Below are 22,889 nucleotides of genomic sequence, written 5' to 3'. Positions count from 1 at the left end.
GCCTGCTGGATCAGGCCCGCTACTACGTGCTGCCACCTCGCCGTGCCGGACGCAGCTTCCCACGTGTGGTCAAACGCTCCAGTCGCAGCAAGTACCCATCAAAAAAATGCCAGTCAGGGCTTAACTGACTGGCATTGGCCTCTCGGGCGGCTTCTGGCAGGGGGCCGAGCGCGTTATTGGCTGGCCGCTCCGGCGGATGCCGGGGCGGCGGCACCGCTGGCAGCATCGGCCGGCGGCTTCGGCTCGTCGAACTTCGCGCCGCCCTTGTTGGCCATGTAGACCACCGCGCGCGCGATCTCGTAGTCGGAAGCATCGCCGCCACCCTGCGGGGGCATGCTGCCCTTGCCCTTCAGCGCAGACTGCCACAGCGCCTCGAAGCCAGTCTTGATGCGCGGGCCCCAGGCGGCCTCGTCGCCGAACTTCGGCGCCCCCAGCGCGCCGCTGGCATGGCAGGCCGAGCACTGGCCCTGGAACACCTGCTCGCCGCTGCGGGCCGATGCGGCACCTGCCGCGCGAACCTCCACTGCGCCGACCGGCAGGATGCGCGCCGCGACCGCTTCCGGCGCCAGCGCGTCGGTGCCTGCCGCTTCCTTGTTGCCGAAGGCCACGAAGTTGATCAGCATGATGATCACCACGATGGGCACCAGGAAGGAGGCGACGACCGTCACCACGAGCTGCTTGGGCGTCTTGATCGGCCCCTCGTGTGGCCCGTCATGCGCGCTGTCGTGCGGGGCGCCGTGTGCTTCAACGTGAGCGTCGCTCATGAGGTCCTCGTCTCGCTTGGTGTTTGATCTATCGCAAGCCCGCGGCAGTCAGCATCGCTGAAACCTCGGGCCGACGGCCAGTGCACGGGCGCCCTGGCCGCTCAAGCGCCCGAGTATAGCCAGCGGGTCCGCCTGGACGGGGCGGGGTATGCACCGCGTGCACCACCCCGGTCACCTGCGCTAGACATGGATCAAGTCCAGCCCCCGCCTGCGTGGCGCCGGCCTCGCCCCGCATCAACAGCCGCCGCAGCCCTGCTAGAATCCGCGTTCCTCTCCGTGGCGCCCGTAGCTCAATGGATAGAGTACTGGCCTCCGAAGCCAGGGGTTGCTGGTTCGATCCCAGCCGGGCGCACCACCAGTGAAGCATCACTGGGGAATCACCGAGGAGCCGCCGAATTTCGAAGCCTGGCCTGTGAAGGCGCTCTCGAACTTGTGGCCCGATCGTTGCACGATCCGCAGCCCGAATGGCGTGGCGCTGCTGCATCGGCTGCCACCCACCAGATCTTTACCCACGCTGACGTTGGCGCATGAAAGTCCACAGTGCGTGGCTTTTAGCATCGTGGGTTTGATGTGTCCTTGCCACGCGCCATGAAATCCCAGTCCTTCCCGCTTCCGGCATGCGTGCGTGCCGGGTCTACCGGACAAACCGGTTGAAGCTGGACTTTCGTGCCGCACCGGTGCGGCGGCGTGCCGTGGCGGTCGTGGTGGTGGTGCTGGTCCACGGGGCGCTGGTGTTGGTGCTGGGACAGTCGGGCTGGCAGACCAAGCAGTTGCTGACGCGCGCGGATGAATCGCCTGTCGTCACCTGGATGCGCCTGCTGCCTGACCCGGTGCTGCGCAGCGTGCGCCAGCAGGCAGAGCGCAGCGTGGCGCCCGCGCCGCCGTCGCCGCGAAGCTTCGCCGTGCCTTCGCCTTCGCCAAGCCCTGGCGCCGCGGTCGAGCCGGCGCCCGTCGGGCTGATCGTGCCGATCACCGAGTCCCGCCCCGGTTCGCCGGCCGCAGCCTTGCCGGGGCAGGTTGGGCTGGACGGCGCCGAGGTTGGCGTGCCGGTGCCGGTGGCCCGGGCGGCTTCGGGCGCGCTGGTGCTCACGCCCAGCCGCGAGGTGCTGCGGGAGTCCTTCGCGAATCCGGGTGTGCTGGACCCGCGCAGCAACACGCCGGTGCCGACCTTCGAGGAGCGCATTGCGATGGGCATGGACCCGGGCTGTGCATCAAGGTCGAGCGCCTGCCCGACGGCACGACCCGCCGCTCGATGGCGCGCCGCGTCGAAGTGCCTTCGGCGATGCAGGCCACGCATGGCGTCAGGACGGCGCCGGTGAGGGTGTGCCCGTAGTAGTTCCACCGAGTCCGATGCCTGGGCGGGCTCGCCGCGCGAAGCCCAATCCGGGACGTCCTGGTCTAGCCTATCTGGAAGATGTGCGTGGCGGTGAAATCGCGGATCGTTCGAGTGTGCTGGCCGCGCCCGATGTGGGCGCGGCAGGTCATTTCACAGTCGAATCCCGGAATCACGATGAAACTCCCCGACACCCTGCTCACGCCCGACAACTGCGCGTTGGTGCTGATCGACCATCAGGCCGGCCTGGCCTTTGGCGCCCAGTCGATCGACCGGCAAGTGCTGTTGAACAACACGGTGGCCCTGGTTCGGACGGCCCTGGCCTTTGACCTGCCCATCATCGTCAGCACCTCGGCGACGAAGGTCTACAGCGGCCCTCTTCTTCCGGCATTGCGGGCGCTGTTGCCCGAGCATCCAGTCCATGACCGGCGGAACATGAACGTCTGGGAGGACGATGCGACCCGGGACGCGATTCTCAAGTCGGGCCGGATGAACCTGCTGTTCTCCGGCATGCTCACCGAAGCCTGCATTTCGTTGCCTGTGCTGTGTGCCCAGCAAGAGGGCCTGAATGCCTATGTGGTTGCCGATGCCTGTGCCGGCCTGACCGACACCGGACATGAGATGGCTCTCAGGAGGATGGCGCACGCCGGCGCCCGGATGACGAGCTGGCTGCAGGTCCTGCTGGAGTTGCAGCGGGACTGGACGCGGCACGACACCTACGATGCCGCGCGAGCCATCGTCGAGGGCAATGGCGGCGGCTACGGGATCGGGCTGAACTACGCGCGTGACATGCTATGAGCATGAGGCAGTGAACACAGGGCGGAGGCTCCGTCCGCCGCATCGCCTCAGCGCATCAACACCAGCTCCTCGGCCATGCTGGGGTGCAGTGCCACGGTGTCGTCGAAGTCCTGCTTGGTGAGGCCGGCTTTCACGGCCACGGCGGCGGCCTGCAGGATCTCCGGCGCGTCCGGGCCGATCATGTGCAGACCGACCACCTTGTCGGTCGTGGCGTCCACCACCATCTTGTAGAGCGCGCGCTCGTGGCGGTTGGCCAGCACGTTTTTCATCGCCCGGAAGTCCGAGGTGTAGACCTTGATGTCGCCGTAGCGGTTGCGCGCCTGCGCTTCGGTCAGGCCCACGCCGGCCATCGGCGGCGCACTGAACACGGCAGACGGGATGCAGCTGTGGTCCACCGTGCGGGGCTTGCCGCCGAAGACCGTGTCGGCAAAGGCCTGGCCTTCGCGGATGGCCACCGGCGTCAGCTGCACCCGGTTGGTCACGTCGCCCACCGCGTAGATGCTGTCCACGCTCGAGCGGCTGTATGCGTCCACCTTGACGGCGCCCTGGCCGTCCAGCGCCACGCCGGCCTCGGCCAGTCCCAGCCCTTCGGTGTTGGGCTTGCGGCCGATGGCGAACAGCAGCGCGTCGCAGGCCAGCGGGTCGCTGCCGGTGATGTGCAGCCGCAGGCTGCCGTCGTCGGCCTTCTCGACGCGCGCCAGCTCGGCGTTGAAGCGGAACTGGATGCCCTTGGCCAGGCTGATCTGCTGCAGCCGGTCGCGGATGGATTCGTCGTAGCCGCGCAGGATCTGCGAGGACCGGTTGACCAGCGTGACCTGCACGCCAAACGCATGGAAGATGCCGGCGAACTCGTTGGCGATGTAGCCGCCACCGGCAATCACCAGCCGCCGCGGCAGCTGCTCGATGTGGAACACCTCGTTGGAGGTGATGCCCAGCTGCGCGCCTTCGATGGCGGGCAGCACCGGCGAGGCGCCGGTCGCCACCAGGATGACCTTGGCGGTGACACGCCGCCCGCTGGCCAGCAGCACCTCGTGCGGGCCGGCCACCGTGGCGCGCTCGTCCAGCACCGTGACCTGGTGGTTGTCCAGCGTCTGCCGGTACAGGCCGCTGAGGCGCGAGACCTCGGCCTGCACCGTGTCGCGCAGCGCCGGCCAGCCGAAGCCGCACTCGGGCACGTCCCAGCCGAAGCGGCGCGCGTCCTGCAGGTCCTCGGCGAAATGCGCGCCATAGACCAGCAGCTTCTTCGGCACGCAGCCGCGGATCACGCAGGTGCCGCCCACGCGGAACTCCTCGGTGACCGCCACCTTGGCGCCATGCCCGGCCGCCACGCGCGCAGCGCGCACGCCGCCTGAGCCGGCGCCTATGACGAACAAGTCGTGGTCGAAGCTGTTGCCCATGTCGAATCCCGTGGCGAGTGGCCGAAGTGAAGAAGCTGGCGGAGCTTAAGGCAACGCCGAACAAGTCCTGCATGCCGCGCTGGCGAGAGAACGGGCCGGGTCGTAGGCGCGACGCGAAGGTCGGGCTCTCTGCCCGACGCCGAGCGGCGCAACGACCGAGGCGGCCCGTTATCTCGCCAGCCCTTCGGGGCGGTTCAGGCGGGCGCCAGGCGTCGTTGCGAACCTTGCCCAGGCATGAGCCTGGGCTGCGGCTCGCGCCTAGCCTGGCCTCCCGCCTGAATCCGCCGCGGCACGCAGGACTTGTTCGGCGTAGCCTTAAGGCAACGCTCAGAGCTTGAGGCTTGGCACCATGGCCTTGGCCACTGAGGCTTCCAGCGTTTCCAGGTCAAACGGCTTGATCAACCGAGGTGCGTTGACCGGGGACTGGCCGATGGCGACTTCGGCAAAGCCGCTGGCGAGGATGGCGGGCAGGTCCGGGAGTTCGCGGCGGGCGATGGTGATCAGCTCGGCGCCGGTCATGTGCGGCATCGCGTGGTCGGTCAGCAGCAGCTGGATGCCGGGCTCGCTGCGCAGCAGCTGCAGTGCCTCGCTGGCCGAGGCGGCGCCAAGCGCGCGGTGGCCCAGTTCTTCCAGCATGGCCAGCGCGCTGCTGAGCACCAGCTCATCGTCGTCCACCACCAGGATCAGCAGGCCCTGGCTGGTCGGCGCGACAGTGGTGCTGCCGGTGGCCGGCGCGCCTCCTGCAGCGCTGACGGCCGGCAGCCAGAGTTCGGCCACCGTGCCTTCGCCGGGCCGGCTGTGCAGCACGAAGCGGCCACCCAGCTGCGAGGCCAGGCCGTCGATCATCGACAGGCCCAGCCCGGTGCCCTTGCCCGGGCCCTTGGTGGTGAAAAACGGCTCGGTGGCGCGGGCCAGCGTTGCCTCGTCCATGCCCTGGCCGGTGTCGCGCAAGCTGATGCAGACGTAGGGCCCTGCGGGCAGGGGCGGGCGGCTCGCGCCCGGCAGCGGCTTGATCACGCTCGGCTGCACGCTGATGGTCAGGCTGCCGCCGTCGGGCATCGCGTCGCGCGCGTTGACGGCCAGGTTCAGCAGCGCCAGCTCCAGCTGGCTTTCGTCCACCTGCACATACAGCGGCGCTGCAGCGGCCGGCAGCTGCAGCAGCACCGCCGGGCCCAGCGACTGGCGCAGCAGTTCCTGCATGCCCTGCACCAGCGCCAGCGCGTCCACCGTCACCGGCGTCAGTTCCTGGCGGCGGGCGAAGGCCAGCATGCGCTGGGTCAACGAGGCGCCGCGCCTGGCGGCGCTCAAGGCGGTGCCGACCAGCGCTTGCAGCCTGGCGTCGTCACCGGCACGGCGGCGGAGCAGTTCCATGCTGCTGACGATGACCATCAGCAGGTTGTTGAAGTCGTGCGCCACGCCCCCCGTCAGCTGGCCGATGGCCTCGACCTTCTGCGCCTGCAGCAGCGATTCCCTGGCCAGGTCCAGCGCCGCCTGGGTCTCGCGCCTGGCGGTCACGTCGCGCGTGACCTTGGCAAAGCCGATCAGTGCGCCGTGCTCGTCGCGCAGGCAGTCGATCACCACGTGGGCCCAGAACTGCGAGCCGTCCTTGCGCACCCGCGGGCCTTCGCTTTCGAAGCGGCCGTCCTGCAGCGCGGTGGCCAGCGCCCTGGCGGGCACCTGCGCCTGCTTGTCTTCCTCGGTGTAGAAGCGCGAGAAGTGCTGGCCCAGGATCTCCGCCTCGGTGTAGCCCTTGATGCGCTGCGCGCCGGCATTCCAGCTGCTGACGAAGCCGTCTGCGTCCAGCATGTAGATCGCGTAGTCGGTCACGCCCTGCACCAGCAGGCGGAACTGCTCCTGGCTGCGGCGCAGCGTGGCCTCGGCCAGGCGGCGCTCGGTCAGGTCGCGGGTGATCTTGGCAAAGCCAATCAGCGCGCCGCTGGCGTCGCGGATCGGGTCGATGACCACGTGGGCCCAGAAGCGCGAGCCATCCTTGCGCTGGCGCCAGCCTTCGCCCTCGAACTTGCCTTCGCGCTCGGCGGTGGCCAGCGCGCGCGCCGGCAGGCCCTTCTGCCGGTCTTCGTCGACGTAGAAGCGCGAGAAATGCGAGCCCAGGATCTCGCTCTCGGCATAACCCTTGAAGCGCTGCGCACCGGCATTCCAGCTCGACACGTGGCCGGCCGTGTCCAGCAGGTAGATCGCATAGTCGGTCACGGCTTCGACCAGCAGCCGGTACCGGTGTTCGACCGACATGGCGGGCAGTGGGCTGGCGGAATGGTCCATCGGTGTCACCTCCGGCCGGCCGCTGAAGCGGGCTGCTTCCGGCCGGACCAGGGGCGATGATAGCCATCGCCGCCGGTCTCACTGCCCCGGTGTCACTGCCCCAGTTTCAGCGCGAAGCGGTTGGTGAAGCCCCAGGTGCCGGCCTGGCCGTAGCTGTTGCAGACCGGCGAGGCCCAGCCGGGCGCACAGTCCACATCCCGGTCCAGCGACCAGAAGTGCACGCCGGCCAGCTTGTTGGCCAGCGCGAACGTGGCGACGGTGTCCACGTCGGCCAGCCTGAAGGTCTCGTCCTGGGTGTCGTTGCCGCCGATCATCGGCGTGATCTCGATCTGGCTGTACGGCACGCCCCAGTGGTTGTGCAGGCTGGTGGCCGCGGCCACGGCCGACTTGCCCATGTCGCACAAGCCATTGCTGCCGATCACGCAGTTGTTGGCGTTGGTGCTGCCGTAATCCATGGTCATCAGGTTGACGATGTACTTGCTCAGGCCGGCGGCCTGGATCGCGTTCATCGTGCGCACACCGGCGTCGCCCAGGCTTTGCGCCGTGTTGCTGCCGCCCAGCGTGGCCAGCGTGAAGCTGAAGCGCAGCGTCGGGTGCCTGGCCTGGGCCGCCTTCACGCGTGCCACCAGGTTGTTGATCACGTCCTGGCTCTGGCCGGCCTCGATGTCGAAGTCCACGCCCTGGAAACTGCTGGAAGCGTAGGTGGCGAGGAACTTCTCGAAGCCGGCGTCAGAGCCGCAGCTGAAGCTGCCGGCCGCGCCACCGGTCGAGATCATGTACTTGCGGCCCGCGGCGACCCACTTCGAGACGTTGGCCGAAACCAGTGCCGCAGGCGTCACACCGGCCCAGTTCTCCGCGCCGCATTCGCCGGTCGCAAAAGCCCACGTGGCCGAGTGCTGCTGCGCCGGCAGCACGCTGAGCACCGGCTGCAGCGAGCCGGTGACCTGGGTCGACAGCTCGTTGGTGTTCCAGTTCAGGTTGACGGTGATGTCCTTGTACGAACCGAAGACCAGCGCGGTCGGTGCCGGTGCGTCGCAGGCGGTGGTCTTGGTCCACGGCTGGCCGCTGCCGGCGCTGCCGTTGTGCGTGGCTGGTTCCTGGTTCAGCGTCTGCGCCAGCGCCTGGTAGCCGACCGCGTTTTCGGTCACCAGCGCGTCCTTGGCATAGGCCACCGTGCCGCTCCAGGCCGCACACGGTGCGGGAGCGGGTGGCGGGGGAGGTGGAGGAGGGGGCGGTGGCGGCGTGCCGGTGCAGCTGTCGATCTGCGTCCACGGCTGGCCGCTGCCGGCGCCCCCGTTGTGCGTGGCCGGGTCGTCGCCCTGGGTCCACCAGTTGGCCTTGTACGAGATGCCGTTGCGCGTGGCGGTGTCACCGGCCACGTAGACGGTGCTGGCCGCCCAGGTCTGGCAGGCGGCGACGGCTTGCGCCGTGACGGGCTGCTCCAGCGGCGTGGCAGCCTCGCTGCCCAGCGGCACGGCCGCGGCGACGACGGCCGACAGCGCGGCCAGCCAGTCCAGCCGGGCACGTGCAGGGTTGAAAACAGGAATCGACATGGCGGTGATCTCCTCGAAGAAGGCCCCGCCTGTTGAGCAGATGGTGGATGAAAACAGCGATGAGGCGAGGGCGATGCGATGCTATTGGCATTCAATTGGTTATGCATAAATAGAACCAGTAAGATACCTGTCAAGCCGTAAGCAGGCGTGTTGGCAGTGAGGCGGTGCGGCGTGGCGTGCGATGCATCACGCGGCGGCCTCATTTGCCTGGATGTCCGTCAAGCCAGGGGGTCAGCTTCGGCGGGATCGGGCCGAAACAACCACAGACCTCCGGCAAGGTGCCGGTGCCTTGCTGTTCGAGCCACCCATGAAAACCTTGTCCCTCACCACCCGCTTGCGCCTGATGGCGCTGATGCTGACCCTGGCCATGCTGGGGCTGGCGGCGTACACCGCACTGGCGTTCTACGAGTCGTCGATCAGCCAGCGCCTGAACACCACGCGCGCGGTGGTCACGCAGGCGCTTGGCACGGTGCAGAAGTACCAGGCCGAAGCCACCGCCGGCAAGATCAGCGAGGCTGAAGCGAAGGCCAAGGCCAAGGCCGAGCTGATGGCCATGCGCTACGAAGGCAAGGAATACGTCTTCATCACCGACGTCACGGCACACATGGTCGCCCACCCGATCAAGCCGGAGATGGACGGCACCGACCAGACCAACACCAAGGACCCCAAGGGCAAGCAGCTGTTCGTCGAGATGGCGAACATCGTGAAAGCCCAGGGCAGCGGTCATGTGGACTACCTCTGGCCGCGTGTGGGCAGTGACGAGCCGGTGCCCAAGCGCAGCTACGTGGCCGGCTTCGCGCCCTGGGGCTGGGTGGTCGGTTCGGGGGTCTACATCGACGCGGTACGCAATGACGCGCTGCGCTTTGCCGGTGTCACGCTGGCCATCAGCCTGGTGGTGTGCGCGCTGGTCTTTGTCTTCATCCACCGCTTTGCCGGCAGCCTGCAGCACCGCTTCCAGCAGGCCGAGGCCGCGCTGGCGGCGATTGCCGCGGGCGACCTGACGGTGGACGTGCCGATCGGCCGGCCCGACGAGATCGGCTGCCTGATGCAGACGCTTTCCAGCACCCGCGATGGCCTGGCCCACGTCATGGCCCAGGTGCGGGACGCGACCGGCAACGTCGGCGCGGCCAGCGGCGAGATCGCGCTGGGCAACCAGGATTTGTCGACCCGCACCGAAGCCACGGCCGCCAACCTGCAGCGCACGGCGGGCTCGATGAGCCTGTTGACGACGACGGTCAACCGCTCCACCGAAGCCGCCCGGGCCGCCAGCCAGGAAGCCGGCTCGGCAGCCGAGGTGGCGCAGCGCGGCGGCCAGGTCGTCTCCGAAGTGGTGACGACGATGCAGGACATCCAGGACAGCTCGAACCGCATCTCCGAGATCATCGGCGTGATCGACGGCATTGCCTTCCAGACCAACATCCTGGCGCTGAACGCCGCGGTGGAGGCCGCGCGGGCCGGCGAGCAGGGCAAGGGCTTTGCGGTGGTGGCCAGCGAAGTGCGCTCGCTGGCGTAGCGCTCGGCCGCTGCGGCGCGTGAGATCAAGACGCTGATCGCCACGTCCGCCGAGCGGGTGGAGTGCGGCGCGCGCCTGGTGGGCAGCGCCGGCAGCACCATGTCCGAGATCGTCGGGCGGGTGCAACGCGTCACCGAGATGATCAATGGCATCTCGGCCGCGTCAAACGAACAGTCGCGCAACCTCGGCGAGATCGCCGGCTCGGTACAGCAGCTCGACGAGGTCACGCAGCAGAACGCCGCGTTGGTCGAAGAGTCCGCCGCGGCTTCGCAAAGCCTGCGCGAACAGTCCGAACAACTGTCGGCGGCGGTGGGCCGCTTCCAGCTGCCGGCTTGATCGGGTTGCGGCCGGCATGAACGCCGGCCGCGGGCAGTGCCCGGGCCGGTTGCGCTATGCGTCGCGCTCGCGCCAGTCCAGCCAGGCGACCAGCACAAAGCCGCCAACCAGGCCCCAGTGCTCGAAAAACGCGTTCATCAGCATGAAGCGGTCATGCCCTTCGGCCAGCCAGAAGCGGTTGGCGACGAAGGTGGCACCCAGCGTGAAGACCGCCAGCGCCAGCGCGCCCAGCCAGCGCAGCCGGCCGCTGAGGATCATCACCGGCGCGACCAGTTCCAGCACGATGGTGGCCAGTGCCAGCGGCATCGCTGGCTGCAGCCCGAAGTGCTGCATTTCGCCGACGGCGCTGGCGAAGTCAAAAGCCTTCACCAGCCCGCCTTGCAGGTAGGCCGCGCACAGGCCCAGCATGGCCAGCCAACGCACGATGGGGGAGGCCAGGCCGGAGGCCGGCGCCAGGTCGGCGCCAGGCAGCGGGGCGATCTTGAGGGTGGAACGTGCCATCTCAAACCGCCCAGCAGGCGCAGCCTAGGGCGCCCCAGAAGGATTTCAGGTCGGACACCGGCGCCTTGTTGCCCCAGGCCTTGGCATGTGCGTGGCCGTGCACGCCGCAGGACGTGGCGCAGGCGCAGGCGGCCGCTGCAGCCGAGGCGCGGGCCAGCGGTGCTTGCGACTGGTCGCCCCAGGCGCCGTAGCCACCGTAGCGCCGCACCGGCGACCAGTCTGGCATCGGCAGCGGCGGCGCGCTGTCGTCATGCGCAGCGAAGTCGCCCGCACCCCAGACCACCTTGCCGCCAACGACAGTCAAGAGCGCGCTGGTGTCGGCGATCTCGCTTTCTGCGCAGGCGAAGAAGTCGCGGTCCGGCACCACCAGGTCGGCCAGCTGGCCTTCCTCGATGCGGCCCTTCTTGCCGACCTCGTTGGAGAACCAGGTCACGTTTTCGGTCCACATGCGCAACGCCGTCTCGCGGTCCAGGCAGTTGCGCTGCGGCGTGAGCTGCATGCCGCCCACGGTCTTGCCGGTGATCAGCCACGACAGCGAGACCCAGGGGTTGTACGAGGCGACGCGGGTGGCATCGGTGCCGGCCGAGACCTTCATGCCTTTTTCCAGCATCTTGGCGACCGGCGGGGTGGCCTCGGCCGCGCCGTGGCCGTAGCGCTCGACGAAGTATTCGCCCTGGTAGGCCATGCGGTGCTGCACGGCCACACCGCCGCCAAGCGCGGCAATGCGGTCCATCGACTGCTCGGAAATCGTCTCGGCATGGTCGAAGAACCAGTTCAGGCCGGCCAGCGGAATGTCCTGGTTGACGCGCTCGAACACGTCCAGCGCGCGGCTGATGGTTTCGTCGTAGGTGGCGTGCATGCGCCAGGGCCAGCGGTTCTGCGCCAGGATGCGCACCACGCCGTCGAGGTCGTCTTCCATGTTGGCCGGCATGTCCGGCCGCGGCTCGCGGAAGTCTTCGAAGTCAGCCGCCGAGAAGACCAGCATCTCGCCGGCGCCGTTGTGGCGGAAGTAGTCGTCGCCCTGCTTGTACTGCGAGCTGGCGGTCCAGCGCAGGAAGTCGTCTTTCTCCTGCTTGGGCTTTTGCGTGAACAGGTTGTAGGCCAGGCGGATCGTCAGCTGCCCGTCCTTGGCCAGTTGCTCGATGACCTCGTAGTCCTCGGGATAGTTCTGGAAGCCGCCGCCGGCGTCGATGGCGCCGGTCACGCCCAGGCGGTTCAGCTCGCGCATGAAGTGGCGGGTCGAGTTCAGCTGGTAGTCGATTGGCAGCTTCGGGCCCTTGGCCAGCGTGGCGTAGAGGATGTTGGCGTTGGGCTTGGCCAGCAGCAGCCCGGTCGGGTTGCCGGCGCTGTCGCGCAGGATCTGGCCACCCGGCGGCTCGGGCGTGTCCTGGGTGTAGCCGACGGCACGCAGCGCGGCGCCGTTGAGCAGCGCGCGGTCATAGAGATGCAGGATGAAGACGGGGGTGTCCGGCGCCACCGCGTTCAGCTCTTCCAGCGTCGGCAAGCGCTTCTCGGCGAACTGGTGTTCGCTGAAACCGCCCACCACGCGCACCCACTGCGGGGCGGGTGTGTTGGCGACCTGGGCCTTGAGCATGGCCATCGCGTCGGCCAGGCTGCGCACGCCGTCCCAGCGCAGTTCGAGGTTGAAGTTCAGCCCGCCGCGGATGATGTGCAGGTGGTTGTCGATCAGACCCGGCAGCACGCGCTTGCCGCGCAGGTCGATGACCTTGGTGCGCGGGCCGGCCAGCGGCATCACGTCGTGGTCCTGGCCCACGCGCAGGAAGCGGCCGTCCTTGATGGCGACGGCGCTGGCGGTCGGCTGGGCGCGGTTCAGCGTGGTGAACAGGCCGCGATGCAGGATCAGGTCAGGGGTGAGGTTCTCAGCCATGCGGGTTGCTTTCGCCCGGAGAAATTCCGGCAGGTGATTGGACAGGGGTGGCGGCCTGGGCTGAAGCGCAGCGCGGCAGCTCGCCAAACATGTGCGGCTTGACCTGGTGCTGCAGCCAGGACACCGGCGCGGAATCGGTCTGCAGCACCTTCTTCACCAGCGGCGGCAGCTGCTCGCCCACCAGGATGCCCAGCAGCCCGACCAGCGCAATCACTGGCGGCGCCGGCGAGCGCACGTTGAACAAGGCGTAGATCACGCCCACCAGCAGCCCGAGGGCCGCGGAGACAAGGTAGGGTTTCATGCGAGCAGCACCGGCAGTGATTTGGTTTTAACCCAGCGAAGACCGCGGAGCTGGCGCTGCCAGTCCGCGGGTCAGGCCCCTTGGTGAGGGGCTCGTCAAACACATGAAGGCTGGTCAGCCTTCATGGGCTCCGAACATGGTCTTGGCATAGATCACGCCGAGGCCATACGCACCGCCGAATTTCTTGGCGATGCCGGTGGTCAGCTCATAGGTTTCGCCGCGGGCCCAGTCGCGCTGCAGTTCCAGCATGTATTGCAGCGAGGTCATCGGGCGGGCGCCGGCCTGGATCATGCGTTCGACGGCGCGCTCGTGCGCTTCGGTCGAGACGTCACCGCAGGCGTCGGTGATCACATAGACCTCGTAGCCCTGGGCGATGGCCGACAGGGCCGGGCCGACGATGCAGACCGAGGTCCACAGGCCGGCCAGCACCAGGCGGTCCTTGCCGATGGCATTCAGCGTCTTGATGACGGCCGCGTCCTCCCAGGTGTTCATGGAGGTGCGGTCCAGCATCTCCTGGCCCGGGAAGGCGGCGGCGATCTCGTCGAACATCGGGCCCGAGAAGCTCTTCTCGGCAACCGTGGTCAGCACCGTGGGCACCTTGAAGCCGGCGGCAGCGTTGGCGATCAGCGCAGCATTGGTGCGCAGCACGATCGCGTCGATGGACTTGGTGGCAAAGGCCATCTGCGACTGGAAGTCGATCATGACCAGCACGTGGTCGGTCGGGCTCAGCAGCAGCGGGCCGGGGGTGGGGGTGGCGGTGATGGACATGGGCGTGACCTTTCAGGGACATTTGGCGGGGTGGGCCCGGGTGCCGCCACAACGGCGCGGCACCCAGGAGGCTCAGCCGCAGTCTCCGGCGGTCACGCCGGCATCGCATCATCCGCATGGACAGGGTGACGCTATCCCGATGAGGGTTCAGGCCAGCTTGCCGAGCACCGAGTGGCCGCTGGACGCCGCGCGCAGTCGCCGCACCTGCAGCGTGGCAATCACCAGGAAGGCCAGGAAAAACACGCCCACCACTTTTTGCAGGCCGGGGTCGTCCGGGCTGCTGAAGACTGGCGAGCCGGCCGGCAGCCGGGTGAAGGTTTCGGTCAGGCCGGGCACGAAGTGGAAGAACAGCGTCAGCGAATAGCTGATGGTCTCGACGTAGCGGCTGCTGCGGCCCAGCAGCGTGGTGCGTCCGGCCACGGTGGCCAGCGCCAGCACCAGCAGCGTGATGATGCCCAGCGCATGCGGCTTGCCGAAGCCGCCGTGCTGGAAGATGAAAAAGCCGGTCAGGCAGGTGAAGATGGTGGTCCAGAGGTAGGTCCGGCCCAGGCCGCTGCGCGGCGAGATCTCGCGGTCCCGGGCCAGCGCCCAGACGCCGGTCACCAGCGCGACCAGGCTGATGGCGGTGTGGACAACGCCGATGGAAGTCAGTCCAAACATGGGGTGCTCCTGTGGATGGGGATGAAAAGGGGCGCGGTCCAGCATGCGAGCCTCGCCCGCCGTTGCCAATCCCCTGCACTGGCGATCTTGCGGGCGCAGGCGCGGCCCGCCATGCCGCCACGGGCGGGGGTCTGCCTAGGCCAAAAGGAGGGGGTGGGCCTGCCGGACAAGGCCTGAAACAAGCCGGCTGGCATCGCGCGGCAGAATGCAGGCCACGCGGCGGCCCACCGGGGCCACCCTCGCGTCCACCTTGTCCGGAGCCTGATCGGTTGACCTCTGCGCTGGCTGCCTCGCCATTTTTCCGCCCTGCAGCCTGGCTCTGCGCCGGCTTGCTGGCATTGCTGGCCGGCTGCACGACGACGCCGAGCGCGACCGGCGGCCCTGGCACCGGGCCCGATGGCCCGCCCCCGGCCGGCAGCGGACCTGACCCGCGTCAGGTGCCGGACGCCTTGCCGCAGGTCGAGCCCATTGCCAGTGGCGGGCCGAACAAGCCTTACGAGGTGCTGGGCCGCAGCTACACGCCGCTGACCCGCGACGAGCCGCTGGCCGAGCGTGGGCTGGCCTCCTGGTACGGCAAGCGCTTCCACGGCCGGCGCACCGCCAGCGGCGAGCTGTACAACATGTACGCGATGACGGCGGCGCACCGCACCATGCCCATCCCCAGCTATGCCAGGGTGCGCAACCCGGCCAACGGCCGCGAGGTCATCGTGCGTGTCAACGACCGCGGGCCGTTCTCGAAGGACCGGGTGATCGACCTGTCGTGGACGGCGGCCGTGAAGCTGGGCGTGCAGGGCGGCGTGTCGGCGGTGGAGGTCACGCGGCTGACGAACGACGACATCCGCGCCGGCGCCTGGCCCTCGGTCAGCTCGCCGCCGGTGCTGGCCGCCGGCAGCCCGATGGAGCGCGTGGCGCCGCCGGCCGCGGTGCCGCCACCGGTACTGGCCGGCATGCCGGCGAACACCCTGGCCCCGGCTGCGGTGGACGCCGCGGCGGCTGCCGACGCCGGCCCGGGCAGCGACGCGCTGCGCGCGCAAACCCTGCTGGCCGCCAGCGGCAACCCTGCGGGCGACGACCCGCCACCGGACCCGCAGGCCAGCAGCAACCCGCGCCCGCCGGCCGAGCTGAGCCGCCTGCCGATGCCCGCCCCGGGCAGCGACGCGGCGCCGCTGCCGTCCAACAGCCGCACCGCGCCGACCCAGGCCCGTTCCTACACCACCGCGGCCAGCGGCTTCTGGCTGCAGCTGGGCGCTTTCAGCCGCAGCGAGGGTGCAATGAGCTTCCACCAGCGGGTGGCCGACGAGCTGGGCTGGCTGGCGCCGCTGCTGGCAGTGTTCAGCGAAGGCGGCATCCACCGGCTGCAGGCCGGGCCGTATGTCTCGCGCGAGCAGGCCCGGGAGGCCAGCGAGCGGGTGCGCAGCACGCTGCAGCTGGTGCCGGTGATCGTCGAGCGGCGCTGAATGGCGCCGCCTGTCCGTCTGGTCGGCGCCAAGTGCAGCCTGTCCTCGCGACCGGCCGGCGCGTCGCAACCCGGCTGCAGGGCGGCGGCGGCTTGCCTACATTTCGAACCATGCCGTCGTCGTTCCGTGCGGGTCCGAACATCATGAGTCCTTCTTTCCCCTCCTCCCAAGACACGCCAGCCCAGCGCTGGCAGCAGTTTGTCGCCGGCTGCATGCGGGCCTTCCACGCCTACGGCACGTGGCTGGTCCGCATCAGCTGGCGGCGATTTGCGGTGCTGTCGGTGCTGCTGCTGGTCGTGGTGCACCTCGTCCAGAGCTTGCCGCCGTTCAAGTGGACCTTCACCGAGTCGGTGGTGGCCACGCGTCGGCCGAAGATCACGCTGCCAACGGTGCCGCCCGTTCCGCCGGTCTCGGCGCCGGACATCCACATCGTCCTGCCCAAGCCGGCCGCACCGGCGTCGTCGCCCCGCCGCTCGTTCGAGTTCTCGATCGACGAGCACGGCGTGCGGCTGGAGGAGAAGCCGCAGGCCGCCTCGGCACCGGCCAGCGCGGCCTCGGCCGAGCAGCCGGGGGTGGACATCAACATCGGCGACAGGCATGTGCACGTGGCCTTGCCCGCCGATGCCGACTCGGACGAGGTGCGCGACGCAGTCAAGGAGGCCAAGGAGCAGGTGGTCGAGGCGCTGGAGCAGGCGCGCGACGCCCAGCGCGAAGCGGTCGAGGCCGCTGCCGAAGCGGTGCGGGACGCTGCCCAGGAAGAGGACGGCCCCAGCACCCGCATCCGCACCGTGCGCTATGGCGAGTTCCTGAGCGACCTGGCGCTGCTGTGGATCGTCGCCTCGGCGATCCTGAAGTTCACCTACAAGGGGCGGATGCAGGCTGAGGTCAAGGCCGCGCAAGCGACCGAAACGGCCGAGGCCGAATCGCTCAAGCGCCAGGTCGTGGAAGCCCGCATGGCCGCGATGCAGGCGCAGGTCGAGCCCCACTTCCTGTTCAACACGCTGGCCTCGATCGACCACCTGATCGAGACCGACCCGCCGCGCGCCAGCCAGATGCAGAAGAACCTGATCGCGCTGCTGCGGGCCAGCATGCCGACGATGCGCGATACCGCGGACGCCAGCGCCCGCGACCTGGGCCGCGAGCTGGCGGTCGTGAAGCCTTACGTCGAGATCCTGAAGGTGCGCATGGAAGAGCGGCTGGACGCGCGCATCGACGTGCCCGAAGGCCTGCTGTCGGCCGAGTTCCCGGCGATGATGATCCAGACCCTGGTCGAAAACTCGATCCGCCACGGGCTGGAGCCCAAGCCTGAAGGCGGCACGTTGCGTGTCACGGCCGAGATCGTGCACGGCAAGCTGCAGGTCACGGTGGCGGACACCGGCGTGGGCTTCGGCGCCGCGGCCACCTCCGGCACCGGCGTGGGCCTGGCCAACATCCGCGAGCGGCTGCAGCTGCTGCACGGCAGCAAGGCCAGCCTGACGGTGGCGGCCAACCAGCCCAGCGGCACCGTGGTGACCATCACCGTGCCGTACCGCCCAGTCGAGACCCCTGGCCGCCCGCTGTGATGTGGGCCCCCCAGGTCCGGGCTTCGCCCGGCCCGCCCCCCGAGGGGGTAAGGAAACTTGGGGCGGCCCTGCGTTTCCTTGCCTCCTCCTTGATCTAAAGTTGCGCGCATGACCGACGACGCCTCCGCCCCATCCCATTCCCCTTTCCCGCCGGCCCGCGGGGTGCTGGCCGACGACGAGCGGCTGATGCGCGAACAGCTGCGCGCCCGGCTGGCGGAAGTCTGGCCGGCGCTGGAGCTGGTGGCCGAGGCCAAGCACGGCGCCGAGGCGGTCGAGCTGGTCGAGCAGCACCGGCCGGATGTCGTGTTCCTGGACATCCGCATGCCCGGCATGACCGGCGTGGAGGCGGCCAAGCAGATCGCGCAGATGGACGTGGGCGACGACGGCTGGCTGCCGGAGATCGTCTTCATCACCGCCTACGACCAGTACGCGGTCGAGGCCTTCGAGCAGGGCGCGGCCGACTATGTGCTCAAACCCGCCGAGCGCGACCGCCTGCAGCGCACCGTGGAGCGCATCACCAAGCGCCTGGCCGCGCGGCGTGCGGCAGACGATGCCGGCTCAGCACCGGCGCCGAGCAGCGCGGCGCTGGACGGTCCGCCGATCCAGCAGTTGCTGCACCGGCTGGCGGCAGGCGGCAGCGCGCAGCCGCAGTACTTGAAGTGGATCCAGGCGACGGTCGGCCAGGGCATCCAGATGATCCCGGTCGAGGACGTGCTGTTTTTCATCAGCGACGAAAAATACACCCGGGTGCAGACACTGCAGGTCGAGGCCTTGATCCGCAAGCCGATCAAGGAACTGGTCGACGAGCTGGACCCGCAACGCTTCTGGCAGATCCACCGCTCGACGCTGGTGGCCGTCAACGCGATCGGCTCGATCACGCGCGACTTCCGCGGCCGCCAGATCGTGGCCGTGAAGGGTCACAACCAAAAACTAGAGGTGAGCCGCAGCTACGCTCACCTGTTCAAAGGAATGTAGAGGCATGCGGCTTCGCGGGATGCCAGGCCGGGTGACTCATCGAGTCACTTCCAGGGTGTAGCGGCCACCGCTGTCGCCAACGCCGCCACTGGCGCGCGAGACGCGCACAAACAGGTCGGCTGCAGTCGCGGCGCTGTTGGTCCAGCTGAGTTCGTCGGTCAGGCCTTTGGCGCGGACGCTGGTGGCGAGCACCACGCTCTTTGCATTGCGAAATGCCAGGTTGTAGTCCGACTCGGCATTGCCGATCAGCCGCGCCTTGACCGTGCCCTTGGCCGGCACGCTGATGCGGTAGGTGTCCAGGTCGCCGTTGCGGTTGATGCTGCCCTTGACCTTGACCGGGAAGCTGCCAAGCGGCTGGGCCTGGGCGTGGCTGTCGTTGGGCTCGACCTCGGTGACCAGCGTGGGCGCGCTGCTGCCGAGGAACACTGCGCGCACCGCGGCGGCGGCGTCCACCAGGCCGGTGCCGCAGCTGGTGCAGGCGCCAGGGATCTTGCGGGTGCTGCTCTTGATCAGCACTTCGACTTCGTCCGGCGTCAGTGCCGGGTTGCGCGCCAGCATCAGCGCGGCGACACCAGCCACGTGCGGCGTGGCCATCGAGGTGCCTTGTTCGACGCGGTAGCTGTCGCTGCCCACCGTCAGCATGCCGGTGTTGGAGGTCGACAGCACGCCGTTGGCGCTGCCGGTGGCCATGTCGCCGCCCGGTGCGGCAACGTCGACTTCGGCGCCGAAATTGGCGTAGCTGGCGCGCTTGCCTTCGCGGCCCAGCGCGGTGACGACGATCAGGTTGCGGCAGTTGGCAGGCGAGTACTTGGATGTCGCGCCACTGTTGTTACCGGCCGCGGCGACCACGGTGGCGCCCAGGCTGCGCGCCTGGTCCAGCGCCGACTGCATCGTGGCTGAGCAACTGCCGCTGCTGCCCAGCGAGAGGTTGATGACCTTGGCCCTGCTGACCGCCGCGGCCACGCCGCTGACGCTGCCACCGGCCGCCCAGACGACGCCGCTGGCGATGTCCGAGTTGTAGCCGCCGCCGCAGCCCATCGCGCGCACCGGCAGCAGCTTGGCGCCATGGGCCACGCCGGCCACGCCCAGGTTGTTGTTGGCGACTGCGGCCAGCGTGCCGGCAACGTGCGTGCCGTGCCAGCTGGCGGCCGCGGTGCCGCAGCCGTCACCGGGATCGGTCGCGTCGGCGTCACGGCCATCGCCGTCGGCGGCGGTGGTCTTGTTGGCAATGAAGTCGTAGCCGGCGAGCAGGTTGCCCACCAGGTCGGGATGCGGGCGCACGCCGGTGTCGACCACCGCAATGGTGATGCCGCTGCCGGTCGACAGGTCCCAGGCGGCCGGCAGGTTCAGGCCGGCGGTGGGCTCGAAGTAATGCCACTGCTGGCCGTACATCGGGTCGTTCGGCGCCGATTGCGGCTGCATCAGCAGGTCCGGCTCGGCATAGGCGATGTTGGGGTCGGCCGCGACCATGGCGGCTGCCACCTTGCGCAGCTCCGCGGCGCGGGCCCAGCGGTTCAGGTGCAGCACCTGGGCGCCTTGCGCGGTGCTGTGGCTGTCCAGCGCCTGCAGGCCGAAGCGCTGCAGATGCTGCTGGGTCTTGTGGGTGGCGCTGAGCAGCGTGCGGCGCACCGGCGTGGCTTCGGCCGTGCGGTAGGCGACGACCAGGCGGTCGGTCCAGGCATCGGCTTCCAATGTGGGGTCGACCGTGGCGGGCAATGCGCGCGCATGTGCCGGACCCGGCCACAGCACCACGGCGCTGCCGGCGAGCAGCAGCGCGCCCAGTGCGATGCGGATCGCGGTGGCCGCCGGCGAGCGCGGCATCGCCTTCGCGCGGGCCGCATCGGCGCGGGCGTGGCGCATGAAGTGGGGCGTGGAGGATTCGGGTCGGAACGGCATGCCGGGCAATCGTGGGCGCGTCGAAGCTCGACGTTCCTTTGACTTCGTCCGCTGCGCGCCGGGATCCAGGGTTGGCCGCTGCCACGGGTGGCGCCGGTGTGCACTGCGTCACGCGAGGCACGGCCGGCGCGGGCGCGGAGGTTTGGTAACCGGGTTGTTTCTTCCGAGGGGGCGTCGCCCCGACAATGTCGGCCTGCTGGCAGCGCTGCCAACCGATGACCTGCCGAATCTTCCGAGGATCGCCGATGCCTGCTGAATTGCTGTTCGACCCCCATCCGCTGCCGGTGGCGCCCTCGCTGCTGGGCGAGTCGCCGTTCTGGCACCCGGAGCAGGCGGCGCTGTACTGGTGCGACATCCCGGGCAAGACCTTGAACCGCTTCCATCCGGCCACGGTGGCGCACGAACATTGGGCCTTCGAGACGGAACCTTGCAGCATCGCCCCGCTGCTGGGCGGCGGGCTGATGCTGGCCATGCGCGATGGCTTGTGGACCTTCGACACGGGCAGCGGCGAGCGCAGCCGCCTGGCGCGAGCGCCCTACGACCCGCGCAAGGAGCGTTTCAACGATGGCAAGGCCGACGCGCAAGGACGGTTCTGGGTGGGCACCCTCTACGAGCCGCGCGAGCCGGCGCTGGCGGCGCTGTACCGGTGGTCAGGCGAGCACCTGGCGCGCGTGGCCGGCGACGTGACGGTCAGCAACGGCCTGGCCTGGAGCCCGGACGGCCGCACGCTGTACTGGAGCGACACCAAGGCCCACACGGTCTACGCGCTGGACTTCGATCCTGCCAGCGGCGAGCTGTCGCGCCAGCGGGTCTTCGCCAGCTTCCCGCTGAAGCAGGCGGGCCAGGACCTGGTCTCGTATGGCGGACGGCCCGATGGCGCGGCGGTCGACAGCGAGGGCTGCTACTGGGTCGCAATGTTCGAAGGCCAGCGGCTGCTGCGCCTGGCGCCGGACGGCACGCCGCTGCAGGAAGTGGCGCTGCCGGTGCGTTGCGCGACGATGCCGTGTTTTGGCGGCGACGACCTGCGCACCTTGTACGTGACGACCTCGCGCGAAAACCGGCCGGCCGAGGAACTGCGGCGCCAGCCCTGGGCCGGCTGCGTGCTGCAGATGCGAGTCGAGGTGCCGGGGCTGCCGGTGCATTTCGCCCAGGCTTGAGGCGTGGCGCGGGGCCCGGCAGGTGCTCGCACCGAAACGGGGCTGGTGTCAAGCAAAGCCGGGGCAATTCCGGCGGCCTTGGCAGGCCAAGACCGACAGGTTTTGGACAGGCAGGCTTTCACCCTATAATTCCGAGGCTTTGTCGCCCTCCCGAGCTTCCCTGAAGCTTCCCACAAGGAACTTTTTCGTCCATGTCAGATCGGCCGGCCCGCTTTGACAGTTGGGCAGATTCAGAACAAGAGGGCGGCGAGCCGAAATTTCAAGCCCTGAATCGCGAGCAGGCGCAAGCCCTCGCGGCGCGGCACCCATCGGTGTCGCCATGGCGGGTGGTCGCGGTGCAAGCCGTGATCGGGCTGGTGCTGGCTGTGGCGACATGGCTGGTCACGGGTCGACAGGGGTGGGCGTGGTCGCTGCTTTATGGCGCGGCTGCGGTGGTGGTGCCGGGTGCCTTGATGGCGCGTGGCATGACCAGCCGGCTCAGCAGCTTGGCGCCCGGCGTTTCCGCCGTGAGCTTCATGCTGTGGCAGTTCGGCAAGATGGGGATTTCGGTGGCCATGCTGATGCTGGCGCCGAAGCTGGTGCGTGACCTGAGCTGGCCAGCCTTGCTGGTGGCGCTGGTCCTGTGCATCGAGGTTTATTGGCTCGCGCTGTCGTGGCGCGGTCGCCGCAAGCGTTGAACGAACGAGAAGCAATCAATCATGTCAACTGAAGGTCCAGTCGCAGAGCACGCGCCCACCGCCGGTGAGTACATCGTTCATCACCTGACCCACTGGCGCAACAAGGAACTGAACGGCCCGTTCGACCTCTCGGTGGTCAGCTGGGACTCGATGTTCTTCTCCATCGTGCTGGGCGTGCTGACCTGCTTCGTGCTGTGGCTCGCGGCGCGCAAGGCCACTTCCGGCGTGCCTGGCCGCTTCCAGGCCGCTGTCGAGATCCTGGTCGAGATGGTGGAAAACCAGGCCAAGGGCATCGTGCACAACGCCAACAGCCGCAAGCTGGTCTCGCCGCTGGCGCTGACGGTGTTCCTGTGGATCTTCGTGCTCAATGCGATGGACCTGCTGCCGGTCGACCTGCTGCCCTGGATCTGGGAAAAGATCGTCGTCGCCAATGGCGGTGACGCGCACCACGCCTACCTGCGCTCCGTGCCGACCGCCGACCTGTCCGTCACGATGGGCATGTCGCTGGCCGTGCTGATCGTCTGCCTGGTCTACAACGTCAAGATCAAGGGCGTCGGCGGCTGGGTCCACGAGCTGTTCTCGGCGCCGTTCGGCGACCACTGGGCGCTGTACCCCTTCAACTTCTTGATGCAGATCATCGAGTTCGTCGCCAAGACCGTCTCGCACGGCATGCGGCTGTTCGGCAACATGTATGCCGGCGAACTGATCTTCCTGCTGATCGCCCTGATGGGTGGCGCTTTTGCCTCCGTCGGTCTGGGCACCGGCATCGGTCTGGCCATCGGCCACATCATTGCCGGCTCCGCCTGGGCGATCTTCCACATCCTGATCATCACGCTGCAAGCCTTTGTGTTCATGATGCTGACGCTGGTGTACATCGGCCAGGCGCACGACTCGCACTGACAGCGGCAGTTCAGGATTTCTCTCGCTTTTCCCTTTTCGTAAACATAACCTCTCGACCTAGGAGTCATCATGGAAGTCATCAGCTTTGTTGCCCTCGCCGCCGGCCTGATCATCGGTCTGGGCGCGCTCGGTGCTTGTATCGGCATCGGCGTCATGGGCAGCAAGTACCTGGA

The 22,889-nt window shown here is 68.7% G+C and carries 18 protein-coding genes, 1 tRNA gene and 2 pseudogenes; 11 read left to right on the top strand and 10 right to left on the bottom strand.

All coding sequences use genetic code 11. The features are described 5' to 3' along the window. Window positions 1–173 precede the first annotated feature (173 nt). Window positions 174–764, bottom strand: a complete 591-nt coding sequence (locus ACAH41_RS18285; RefSeq protein WP_325647939.1) for a c-type cytochrome — start codon at window positions 762–764, stop codon at window positions 174–176. Window positions 765–1,043: 279 nt separating this feature from the next. Here ACAH41_RS18285 and ACAH41_RS18280 point away from each other — a divergent pair. From ACAH41_RS18280 to ACAH41_RS18270, 3 genes are all read left to right on the top strand, one after another. Continuing rightward, a tRNA-Arg gene (locus ACAH41_RS18280) sits at window positions 1,044–1,119 on the top strand. A 295-nt stretch (window positions 1,120–1,414) separates the two neighbouring features. After that, window positions 1,415–2,083: a hypothetical protein gene (locus ACAH41_RS18275; protein ID WP_325647940.1), complete on the top strand. Its 669-nt coding sequence runs from the start codon at window positions 1,415–1,417 to the stop codon at window positions 2,081–2,083. A gap of 191 nt (window positions 2,084–2,274) precedes the next feature. Further along, window positions 2,275–2,895 carry an isochorismatase family protein gene (locus tag ACAH41_RS18270; protein WP_325647941.1) on the top strand — a complete coding sequence of 207 codons (621 nt, stop codon included), beginning with the start codon at window positions 2,275–2,277 and terminating at the stop codon, window positions 2,893–2,895. A gap of 47 nt (window positions 2,896–2,942) precedes the next feature. Here ACAH41_RS18270 and gorA read toward each other — a convergent pair whose 3' ends face one another. The 3 genes from gorA to ACAH41_RS18255 form a co-directional block, all read right to left on the bottom strand. Next, window positions 2,943–4,292 carry a glutathione-disulfide reductase gene (gene gorA, locus ACAH41_RS18265; RefSeq protein WP_325647942.1) on the bottom strand — a complete coding sequence of 450 codons (1,350 nt, stop codon included), beginning with the start codon at window positions 4,290–4,292 and terminating at the stop codon, window positions 2,943–2,945. A gap of 327 nt (window positions 4,293–4,619) precedes the next feature. Further along, entirely contained in the window at window positions 4,620–6,572 is a 1,953-nt protein-coding gene (locus ACAH41_RS18260; protein WP_325647943.1) for a PAS domain S-box protein, read from the bottom strand. A gap of 92 nt (window positions 6,573–6,664) precedes the next feature. Further along, a complete protein-coding gene (locus ACAH41_RS18255) occupies window positions 6,665–8,125 on the bottom strand; it encodes a carbohydrate-binding protein (RefSeq protein WP_325647944.1) in 1,461 nt (486 codons plus the stop codon). A gap of 181 nt (window positions 8,126–8,306) precedes the next feature. On the opposite strand from ACAH41_RS18255, the pseudogene ACAH41_RS18250 reads away from it, so the two are divergent. After that, window positions 8,307–9,974, top strand: a pseudogene (locus tag ACAH41_RS18250) (methyl-accepting chemotaxis protein). 54 nt (window positions 9,975–10,028) lie between these two features. Here ACAH41_RS18250 and ACAH41_RS18245 read toward each other — a convergent pair. The 5 genes from ACAH41_RS18245 to ACAH41_RS18225 all read right to left on the bottom strand — a co-directional run bounded on the left by ACAH41_RS18245 (window position 10,029) and on the right by ACAH41_RS18225 (window position 14,092). Then, a complete protein-coding gene (locus ACAH41_RS18245; RefSeq protein ID WP_325647945.1) occupies window positions 10,029–10,475 on the bottom strand; it encodes a DoxX family protein in 447 nt (148 codons plus the stop codon). Between the two features lies 1 nt (window position 10,476). Continuing rightward, the gene (locus tag ACAH41_RS18240) at window positions 10,477–12,363 is read right to left on the bottom strand and encodes an amidohydrolase (protein ID WP_325647946.1); all 1,887 of its coding nucleotides are present in this window, start codon (window positions 12,361–12,363) and stop codon (window positions 10,477–10,479) included. After that, window positions 12,356–12,664, bottom strand: a complete 309-nt coding sequence (locus tag ACAH41_RS18235; RefSeq protein WP_325647947.1) for a XapX domain-containing protein — start codon at window positions 12,662–12,664, stop codon at window positions 12,356–12,358. Before ACAH41_RS18235 ends, ACAH41_RS18240 begins: the two co-directional genes overlap by 8 nt. Window positions 12,665–12,778: 114 nt before the next feature. Beyond that, on the bottom strand, window positions 12,779–13,432 hold the full coding sequence (locus ACAH41_RS18230) for a hydrolase (protein ID WP_141289958.1): 654 nt from the start codon (window positions 13,430–13,432) through the stop codon (window positions 12,779–12,781). Between the two features lie 147 nt (window positions 13,433–13,579). Next, a complete protein-coding gene (locus ACAH41_RS18225; RefSeq protein WP_325647948.1) occupies window positions 13,580–14,092 on the bottom strand; it encodes a hypothetical protein in 513 nt (170 codons plus the stop codon). A gap of 269 nt (window positions 14,093–14,361) precedes the next feature. Between ACAH41_RS18225 and ACAH41_RS18220 the strand changes: the two genes are divergently transcribed. The 3 genes from ACAH41_RS18220 to ACAH41_RS18210 all read left to right on the top strand — a co-directional run bounded on the left by ACAH41_RS18220 (window position 14,362) and on the right by ACAH41_RS18210 (window position 18,086). Further along, a complete protein-coding gene (locus ACAH41_RS18220) occupies window positions 14,362–15,549 on the top strand; it encodes a septal ring lytic transglycosylase RlpA family protein (protein ID WP_325647949.1) in 1,188 nt (395 codons plus the stop codon). A 143-nt stretch (window positions 15,550–15,692) separates the two neighbouring features. After that, window positions 15,693–17,111, top strand: coding sequence for a histidine kinase (locus ACAH41_RS18215; RefSeq protein ID WP_325647950.1), 1,419 nt, complete (start codon window positions 15,693–15,695; stop codon window positions 17,109–17,111). A 108-nt stretch (window positions 17,112–17,219) separates the two neighbouring features. Further along, window positions 17,220–18,086 carry a LytTR family DNA-binding domain-containing protein gene (locus ACAH41_RS18210; protein ID WP_325647951.1) on the top strand — a complete coding sequence of 289 codons (867 nt, stop codon included), beginning with the start codon at window positions 17,220–17,222 and terminating at the stop codon, window positions 18,084–18,086. Between the two features lie 36 nt (window positions 18,087–18,122). Here ACAH41_RS18210 and ACAH41_RS18205 read toward each other — a convergent pair whose 3' ends face one another. After that, window positions 18,123–19,982, bottom strand: coding sequence for a S8 family peptidase (locus ACAH41_RS18205; RefSeq protein ID WP_325647952.1), 1,860 nt, complete (start codon window positions 19,980–19,982; stop codon window positions 18,123–18,125). Window positions 19,983–20,227: 245 nt separating this feature from the next. On the opposite strand from ACAH41_RS18205, the gene ACAH41_RS18200 reads away from it, so the two are divergent. The 4 genes and pseudogenes from ACAH41_RS18200 to ACAH41_RS18185 form a co-directional block, all read left to right on the top strand. Beyond that, entirely contained in the window at window positions 20,228–21,139 is a 912-nt protein-coding gene (locus tag ACAH41_RS18200; RefSeq protein ID WP_325647953.1) for an SMP-30/gluconolactonase/LRE family protein, read from the top strand. 335 nt (window positions 21,140–21,474) lie between these two features. After that, a complete protein-coding gene (locus tag ACAH41_RS18195; RefSeq protein ID WP_325647954.1) occupies window positions 21,475–21,816 on the top strand; it encodes an ATP synthase subunit I in 342 nt (113 codons plus the stop codon). Window positions 21,817–21,837: 21 nt separating this feature from the next. Further along, window positions 21,838–22,716 carry a F0F1 ATP synthase subunit A gene (gene atpB, locus ACAH41_RS18190; protein ID WP_325647955.1) on the top strand — a complete coding sequence of 293 codons (879 nt, stop codon included), beginning with the start codon at window positions 21,838–21,840 and terminating at the stop codon, window positions 22,714–22,716. 69 nt (window positions 22,717–22,785) lie between these two features. Continuing rightward, window positions 22,786–22,889, top strand: a pseudogene (locus ACAH41_RS18185) (F0F1 ATP synthase subunit C); the annotation flags it as partial.

The organism is Ideonella sp. (assembly GCF_041287625.1).
In the GTDB taxonomy this organism is placed as follows: Bacteria; Pseudomonadota; Gammaproteobacteria; order Burkholderiales; family Burkholderiaceae_C; genus Ideonella.
The sequence above is the reverse complement of the archived record's forward strand: the minus strand, read 5'-3'. Positions and strand labels throughout refer to the sequence as shown.